The 7,863-nt window shown below is 72.5% G+C and carries 4 protein-coding genes; 3 read left to right on the forward strand and 1 reads right to left on the reverse strand.

The genetic code is table 11. From position 1 onward, the window contains the following. Positions 1 to 151: 151 nt before the first annotated feature. Positions 152 to 3,505: a glycosyltransferase family 2 protein gene (locus A37W_RS22785; RefSeq protein WP_018302633.1), complete on the reverse strand. Its 3,354-nt coding sequence runs from the start codon at positions 3,503 to 3,505 to the stop codon at positions 152 to 154. Between the two features lie 404 nt (positions 3,506 to 3,909). Here A37W_RS22785 and A37W_RS22790 point away from each other — a divergent pair, with 404 nt between their 5' ends. The 3 genes from A37W_RS22790 to A37W_RS21355 form a co-directional block, all read left to right on the forward strand. Beyond that, on the forward strand, positions 3,910 to 4,932 hold the full coding sequence (locus A37W_RS22790) for a CAP domain-containing protein (RefSeq protein ID WP_081617058.1): 1,023 nt from the start codon (positions 3,910 to 3,912) through the stop codon (positions 4,930 to 4,932). Between the two features lie 57 nt (positions 4,933 to 4,989). Then, entirely contained in the window at positions 4,990 to 6,507 is a 1,518-nt protein-coding gene (locus A37W_RS0108650) for a M10 family metallopeptidase C-terminal domain-containing protein (protein WP_018302635.1), read from the forward strand. A gap of 134 nt (positions 6,508 to 6,641) precedes the next feature. Next, a partial coding sequence (locus tag A37W_RS21355) for a calcium-binding protein (protein WP_040753720.1) occupies positions 6,642 to 7,863 on the forward strand: 1,222 nt, incomplete at its 3' end.

Raw genomic sequence — 7,863 nt, forward strand, 5'->3', positions numbered from 1 at the left:
GCAGAGTCTGGATTACCGTTTTCGGCAGCAGTGACAGTCACGTCCTCGGCCCGCAGGCCGGGGCCGAGGACCAGCACGCCCCGGTGCAGCACGGGGACGAGCAAATCGGGCCCGCTGGGATCGGGGCGGGACGCGGAGGGGGCGATCCTGGTCATCCGGTCCTCCGGAGCGATCCGGGGCGGGGGGGATCCATCGTCAGCCGCCAGATCGCATGGGCCAGCCGCTCGCGTGCGAGGGCGGGGTGGAAGGCGATGGCGTGGACGATGCGGCTGCGCTCGTCCAGCCGGGCCATCGCGCCGTGGTCCTGCAGCAGGGTGCCCACCTTCTCGTCGATCCAGGCCGGCTCGGCATGGCGCAGCGCGAAGGTGGCTCGGGCCTCAATCCACTGCCGGGCGAGGCCGTCCGGGGTCTCGGTCCAGGTATCGGCGGCGACGAGTGCCGGCACGCCTCGCGCCTGCAGCGCCTGCAGCAGCGCCATGCCCGCCGGATCGAGCCCGCCCAGCGGTCCGAGCACCATGGTAGCCCGGATCCCGGCAAGGGCGGCGGGCAGGGCGGGGCCGAGATCGTCGGCCCGCCGCCCGTCGAGCCTCAGCCACGGCGCGCGGCCGGAGGGCGGCAGCAGGAGTCCGGTGCCGAGGACGCGGGCGAGGTCCTGCAGCGCCGGGCCTTCGGCCAGCGCCGCCCAGTTCGCGGGCGCCGCTTCCGTCCGCAGCACCAGGATGTCCCCACTGCCGGAGGCGCTGCCGGTCGGGCCCGAGGCCGCGGCAGACGGCAGGTCGATCGGCACCGCCCCGAGCGGGAAGTCGATCCGTGCCTCCCCGACCGATACGAGGGCGGTCTGCTCGCCCAGGTTCCGCAGGTGCAGCAGGCGGTGGCCGGGAGACGCTGGGCCCTGTCGCAGGCTCTGTTCCAGACCCTGTGGCAGGGGTCCGACGGCGATCACCGGACCCTCGGCCAGGGCGCCGTCGAGCAGATGCATCAGGCGCGCGGGATCCGATGCGAGCTCGGGCGGCAGCCGGGTCTCGGGCCCCGGGGCGCTTCCGCCTTCGTCCTCCGCCCCGGCGGAATCGAGCGCGAGGCGCAGCAGATCGGCGGTCGGCGCGGCGAGGCCGGCCAGCCCGTCGGCGAGGGCGGCGTCGAGGGCGGCTGCGCCCGCGCCCGGGGCCCCGGTCCGCAGGAGCGTCAGCCGCGGGCGCACCGGCCAGTCGAGCGCGAGCCGGGCGTGGTTGCCGGCCAGCCGGTCGCGCGTCTTCTCGCCCACGCTGTCCTGCGCACCGGAGCCGAGCTGGGTGTGCGTGACCTGCCCCCAGGCGATGTTGCGGCGGTAGAAGACGCCGATCCGGTCCACATAGGTGGCGCCGAAGATCGAGGTGTGGCGCAGGACGAGATCCCAGTCCTGCAGCCGGGCGAGGGCGGGATCGAACCCGCCCAGCCAGTTCGAGACCCTGCGGTGGTGGACGATCCCGTTGAGATCCATGAAATTCTTGCTCGACAGCGCGATCGGCCGAAAGGTCGGGCGTGCCAGTGCCTCGAGTCGGATCGCCGCGCCCACGGTCTGGGTGTCCAGATAGGCGGCGTAGGCGATGGGACAGGCGGGTCTCTCCTCCAGCGCGCGCAGCATCCGGTCGAGGAACAGCGGGTGCCAGATGTTGTCGCTGTCGAGATAGGCGATGTACTCCCCCCGGGCGAAGCGCAGCCCGTGATTGCGCGCCCCGGCACCGTTCGACTTGAGAAAGGTCATGTAGCGGATGCGCGGATCGTCGAAGCCGCGCACCACGTCGGCGGTCCGGTCCTCGGAGGCGTCGTCGCAGATCAGCAGCTCCCAGTTGCCGTAGCTCTGCTCGATCACGCTCTGGATCGCCTCGCCGATGGTGAAGGCGCGGTTCCAGGTCGGCATCACGATCGAGACGAGCGGCCGCTCCCGCAGCGGCGTGGCGGCGATCTCGGCGCGCATCAGGCGCTCGTCCTCGTCGATCTCGCCGCGCTCGGCACGGGTGGCCGTCAGCCGGGCGAGGCTCGCTGCCCAGATGCTGTCCTGCGGGGCAAGGTCCCGGCTGGGCGGGGGAAGGGAGGCCGGGCCGGGCCGGGCTTCGGCGCCTTCGTCCCACGGGCCGGGAGCGGGGCCGATCCCGGGACCATCCTCCGGCTCCGTGCTGGCGAGCGCACCGGGGCCCAAGGCGAGCTCGACCGCGAAGGCGCAGGGGATCCGCCCCTCCTCCACCGCGCGTGCGAGGCCCGGATGGCGCCGCCGGGCCGCCGCCTCTTCGAAGCCGGGGCCGGGCGAGAGCCCCCGCGCAGCCCCTTCCGCATGCCAGTGCGCTACGGCCTCCGACCCGGTCAGGCCGGTTTCGCGCGCCAGCCAGTCCGGGTCGATCCCCGCCACTTCGGCGCCGCCCTCCAGCGCCCGCCCGGCGGCCTCGAAGGCCTGCCGTGCCGCGCGGGCGAGATCCTCGGGCAGGTCGGCCAGGTCGAGCCGGGGGTCGGACAGGCGCGGCGACAATTCGGTCAGGTCCAGCCCTGCGGGCGCCGCGCGGTGATCGGCCTGCACCAGATAGCGGGCGAGGATGGCCCCGTCCGCTTCCTGCGTTCCGTCCTGCGGCCCCTCCTGGGACCCGGCCCGCAGCACCAGTTCGGCCGTGCCTGCCGGCAGGTCGAGCGTGATCCGCCCGGTCTCGCCCGGGCCGGCCTTGGCCCGCACCGTCACCGCGCGTCCGTCCGCGAAGGCCGCGACCGGGCGCGACACCGCGGCCCCGGTCGCGTCCGACAGGCCGAGCACGACCTGCCCGCCGACGGCCGAGACGAGCGACACGGCGGGCCTGTTGCCGCTGCGGATCACCTCGACCGGGCTGCCGTCGATCTCGGTCCCGCCGGCCTCGAGCCGCAGCCGGTGCACCTGCCCGTCGCAGAGCGCGGGCGGCACCGGCACCACGAAGCCCTGCTGCACGCCCTTGCCGAACCCCGGCACCTCGCGGTCGAGCATCACCGTCTCGGCCGGACCATCGTCCCAGCGGCCGGTGAGGGCGGTGGTGCCGGCCGCCCAGCCCACCACCGCGCCGCGCGGCCGGTCGAACCAGGCCAGCCCCTCGACGAGGCCGGTCTCGATCCGCGCCGCGGCGGCGCCGGGTCGTGCCGCGATCGAGAGCCGCCCGCCGCGCAGGACCGGGCCGGACTCGCCGAGACGCAGTTCGACCCGGTGGGACCGCCCGTCGCGCAGCCGTGCCGGCAGGGCCGCGTCGAAGCCGCAATGGAGCGGCGCCAGCCCGCGCGAGGAGACATCTTCGCGCGGCAGGTTGGCGACGATGTTCATCACCGCCACGCCGTCCACATGCAGGCTGAGCCGGGCCCCGCCCTCGGGGCGGGCGGGATCGGCCGCCCAGCCCGCCACGCGGGTCTCGTCGAAACGGTCGACATAGCCCGCCCGCCGCCCCGGCAGGCGGGCGAGGCCGCGGCGCAGCGTCCGGCGGAGGCCGTCCGGCAGATCGGAAAGAAGGCCCGTCTGGCTCAAGGCCGGCCCCCGGGCACGCGCGGATCCGGGATGCACGCAGCGATGGCGGAACCCGGCCGGGGGACGCGCCGGGCGGCGGGGCGTGCGCGGGGCGCGCGGAGGGCTGGCCGGTGCCGGCCCTCGTCCGCTCCTCTCTGCCGTATCGAAGGTTGCGCCGTCCCAGTCACGATCCGTCCACCCATCCCGGCGCGCGAGGCGGTCCTCCGCCTCCATGCGCGATGCCAGCGTCTTTGCGGCAGAACGTTTCGGCTCGCAACCTCATCCCAGTACCGCGCAGCCGCATTTCCGTCGTCTTTGACCGGTAGGCCCCCGACGAGACTCCCCGCCCACCTTCGCGCCGGCCTCCGTCGCGACGCCGGAGCCCGGCCGATCGCCAGGGGGGCGCGTCCAATCGGAGAAGGACGATGAACGCTTCCATCAGTACCCTGGAATTGCAGATGCTGGACCTCGTCAACGGCGCCCGCGCGGCGTCGGGGCTGGCCCCGGTCGCCATGGAGATCCGGCTCGCGGCGGCGGCGGCGGATCACAGCGCCTGGATGCTGCGGACGGAGGTCTTCAGCCATACCGGCGCGGAGGGCAGTTCGCACACGGACCGGATCGCCGCCGCGGGCTACGATCGGGACGGGCCCTGGCGCACGACCGAGAACCTGGCCCTCGTCACCGCGGACGGGCGGCCGGGCTGGACGGACGAGGTGGTGCAGCTGCACCGCAACCTGATGGACAGTCCCGGCCACCGCGTCAACATCCTCGACCCGGACGTCACCCATCTGGGCGTCGGCCTCGTCACCGGCAGCTGGACGGTCTCGGGCCGGCCGATGTCCGCGATCGCGGTGACCGAGAATTTCGGGGCGACCTCGGGCACCGCCAAGCTGCACGACGCGGGCGCGGGGTTCCGCCTCGTGGGCACCGGCGGGGCCGACCGGCTGGCCGAGCCGGAGCCCGGCGGGATCTACGACGGCCGCGGTGGCGACGACCGGATCGCGGGCGGCGATGGCGCGATCCTGCTGGGGGGCGGCGGGCACGACAACCTGACGGGCGGCGCGCGGCTCTATGGCGGGTCGGGCCACGACCGGCTGGCAGGGGGCGCGGGCGCGGACCGGCTGGGCGGCGGGTCGGGGATCGACACCTTCGTCTTCGACACCGCGCCCGACGGAGCGGGGCCCGACACCGTGCTCGATTTCGAGCGCCGCCAGGACCGGATCGAGATCGCGGCCGAGCTGGTCGGCGGCGCGGCGGGGCGCATTCCCGGTGCGATGCTGCGGCTGGGGGACGAGGCGCGGGACGCGGGCGACCGGCTGCTCTACGACCCCGCGACCCGCACGGCGTATCTCGACCCCGACGGGGCGGGGGGCGCGGCGGCGCGCACGCTCGCCGTGTTCGGGCCGGACAGCGAGATTCCGCATGGATCGGACCTCTGGCTGATCTGAGATTGCCTCGGGGGCAGGACCGTCTAGGCTGACCCTCCCCAGAGGAGGAGAGACGCCATGGCCACCGCGGTCGCGACGCAAGACGAACGCAGCACCTATGGCTTCATGACGGCCTATGCGGAGGGCTCGTTCGAACTGGAGGCGCATCTGAGCGCCCTCGCCGATGCCGGCGCGGCCCGGGTGCTGGCCGACGGGACGGCCGCCGCGCCGCGGGACGTGGCGGCCGAGGTCGAGGCCGCGGGGCTGGACGTGACCGGCAGCGCGATCGAGGTGACGTATTACCTCGACTATCCCGGCGCCGGGGTCTTCCCCACCGGCGGCCCGGTCCTGAACTCCGTCCTGATCGACGAGGCGGAGGGCTATGCCGAGGCGCTGGCCGATCCCGATTACGACTACGTGGGCATCGGCATCACGTCGACGGTCCGGTCCTCCCAGGACCGCCAGGTCGCGGTGTCGGTGGTCTTCGTCGACACCGACGCGATCGCCCTCGTCGACAACGGCGGCGAGACGTTCGCGATATGGGATTCGAGCGCGTCCGAAGAGATCTTCGGCACCGACGCCGGCGAGATCATCCGGGCGGACCACGTCAGCGGGTTCCTGGGCGGGGGCCGCAGCGACACCATCTACGGCGGCGGCGGCGACGACACGATCTACGCCGCCGACTTCTATGTCGACACCCTGATCGGAGGCGCGGGCGACGACACCTATCATCCCGACTACCTTCAGGGGGGGCCCGACGTGATCGTCGAGGAGGTGGACGGCGGCATCGACACCATCGTCTACGAGGGGGAATTCTCGCTCGAGGGCTACGCCAATGTCGAGAACCTGACCGCCGAGGGCATGATCGTCGGCAACGAGCTCGGCAACACGCTTCGGGCGCTTTTCGGGGGCTCGGTCTTCGACGGCAAGGGCGGCGACGACACGATGGTCGGCAAGTTCGGCGATGACCTCTTCCTCGTGCGCGATGCGGGCGACGTGGTGGTCGAGGACGAGGTGATCGTGTCCTACGACGTGGTCCGCGCCTATACCGACTACACGCTGGGCGAGGGGCAGGCGATCGAGCAGCTGGAGCTGCGCCGGGTGCGCGACGCGGACGGCGAGGTGGTGCAGGACGTCTCGGCCACCGGCAACGAGTTCGGCAACCGGATCATCGGCAACGGCCAGCGCAATGCGCTGGAGGGCGGGGCGGGCGACGACGAGCTGATCGGCGCGGGCGGCACCGACATCCTGACCGGCGGCGCGGGGGCGGACGTGTTCCGCTTCACCGAGCGTCCCGGCGCGGACGGACCCGACCGGATCACCGATTTCGAGAGCGGGACGGACCGGATCTGGCTCGATGCCGGGGCGCTGGGGGTGGACCTCGGCGACGCGGATTTCGTGCCGCTCAAGACCATGCCCGAACTGGTCCGGCTGGGGACCGAGGCGCAGGACGCGGACGACCTGCTGATCTGGGATGCCGGGACGCGCACCGGCTATGTCGATATCGACGGCGCGGGCGGGATCGCCCCGGTGGCGCTGATCGCCTTCGACGAAGGCGGCGACACGCCGATGATCGGGGATGTCTGGCTGGTTTGAGGGGGCGGTCGGCGGTTTCCGGCAGGGCTCGGCCGATCCACATTGCATCGCAGAATCGACAGGTTACGGTCCGCCCGAAGCGGAACGGATCCCGCAGGATTTCTGCGTAGACCTTCCCGGAGGAGGAGACGGACATGGCGACGGCATTCGCGACCGACGGCGAGGGAAGCACCTATCAGTTCATCCGGTTCGGGAGGGTCGAGGCGGGTCTGCCGGGCCTCGCCCTCGAAGGACATCTGAACGCCGTGGCCGACGCCGGCGCGGCCCGCGTTCTGGCGGCACAGGACGCGGATGCCCCGGCGAGTCCGGCCGAGACCCGGGTCGAGGCGGAGGGGCTCGACGTCACCGGCGAAGCGGTCGAGGTCACGCTCTATCTGGACGAGCAGCCTCTGGCGGGCAACTACGCCAATGGCGGGCCGAACCTGCACAACTACCTTCTGCAGAACGTCCCCGCCTATGCGGCGGCGGTGGCGAACCCCGATTTCGACTTCGTCGGGATCGGAATCGCCTCTTCCGGGAGCAACGCGCTCGGCAATGCCGAGGTCGGTGTCTCTGCGGTATTCGTCGATACCGATGCCGTGGCCTTCATCGACCCACGCGACGACAGCGGCACGTTCGACATCTGGGGCACCAATGGCCCGGACGAGATCGTCGGCACCGACGGGGGCGAGGTGATCCGCACGAACGATCCCGCCGCGTCGGACGGCACGTCCGATACCGGCGGCAACACCGTCCTGGCCGGGGCGGGTGACGACATGATCTACGGCACGGGCAATCTGGCCAATACGCTGAACGGCGGAGCGGGCAACGACACCTACTGGGACGTGAAGACGGGCGACGTGATCGTCGAGGCCGCGGACGGCGGTATCGACACGATCATCACGACGACCTCCTTCTCGCTCGAGGGATATGCCGATGTCGAGAACCTCTCGGCGGCCGGTGTCATCGTCGGCAACGACCTGTCCAACACGCTGCGCTCGATCTTCGGCACCGAGGCGACGCTCGACGGAAAGGGCGGCGACGACATCCTGCAGGGCGGTGCGCTGAACGATCTCTTCATCGTCGACAGCGAAGGCGACGTGGTGCAGGAGAATCCGCGCTTCTCCAGCTCCTACGACGTGGTCCGCGCCTATACCGATTACGTCCTGCCCGAGGGGCAGGGGATCGAGCAGCTGGAGCTCAGGCGCGTGCGCGACGCGGACGGCAACGTCGTGCAGGACGTCGCGATCTCGGGCAACGAATTCGCCAATCGCATCATCGGCAACGGCCAGCGCAACGCGCTGGACGGTGGCGCGGGTGACGACGAGCTGATCGGCGGGCGCGGCACCGACATCCTGACCGGCGGGGCGGGGGCGG

It is taken from the genome of Wenxinia marina DSM 24838 (genome assembly GCF_000379485.1).
In the GTDB taxonomy this organism is placed as follows: domain Bacteria; phylum Pseudomonadota; class Alphaproteobacteria; order Rhodobacterales; family Rhodobacteraceae; genus Wenxinia; species Wenxinia marina.